Raw genomic sequence first — 875 nt, 5'->3', positions numbered from 1 at the left:
GCCGCTTCCCAGCGGTGTGAGGCCATCATCTAGCAAATCAACACCCAGTTCAAGACGGCGCTGGCTTTACGCTTACCAAAAAACTATCACTTAAGATGAAGCAAAGTACATGGCAAATCTGCAGCAGAAAGGCTCAGCCCTCGGTAATTTACCTGCGTCTGCCGTTTGACGGAGCACCTCAGGGCGCGAAGTGGCCCTTCAATTTCTAATCTTTGGGCTATAGCTACTTACGTCTAGAAGGAGTTCACCAAGATTGTACTGCCAACGCTGAAAGTAGAAGAGAATTTGAGGCTCGCTAGCAGCGGTGATCAGTTTATTAATCTAGCGATAACTTCACTTTTCCTTGACCACGCCGTCTGGAAACTCGGCAAAAAAATGCTCTACCGCCCTCATGATAAACTTGGCCGAGATGTACGACCCGTAAAAGTGCAGCTTATCGTCCTTATCTTCCAATCCAAGATCTACTACGGTTTTGGCACAAATACAAGCTGGCTTGCGCGGGGATAATTCTGCGGCGCGCTGAACCGCGTAAATTTCCATGTCCAGAGCATGTACTTTGCGGTGATGGGACGCTACTTGCTCCATAAATTTCTCTTGGGCTATCACCGCTGAGCCACTGGTGAAGACTCCAGGCAAAACTTCGCTGCGTGTCGATGCACGATAAGCACCATCAAAATCTGTTTCTAGCGCAGCTAAGAATCCCGGCTCATCAGCCATAGCTTTTAACATCGTATCCACCAGATGGTCGATCTTTACCTGATATGGCTCTTGTCGAAACCCGTCGTTTGCCCATTTCCCTGACTGATACTCATACGCCATCGTCGAAAACACTAGCTGGCCTAACTGGGCTCGGTCTTTAAACCCTCCACATATCC

1 pseudogene is annotated in these 875 nt (G+C 48.8%); it reads right to left on the bottom strand.

Annotated elements, in window-relative coordinates:
- Nucleotides 1–333: 333 nt before the first annotated feature.
- Nucleotides 334–875: pseudogene (locus tag ACP7B7_RS31620) on the bottom strand (nucleoside phosphorylase); the annotation flags it as partial.

Source organism: Janthinobacterium sp. PSPC3-1, from assembly GCF_049896105.1.
Classification (GTDB): Bacteria; Pseudomonadota; Gammaproteobacteria; order Burkholderiales; family Burkholderiaceae_D; genus Janthinobacterium.
This window is presented reverse-complemented; position numbering and strand designations above follow the sequence as displayed.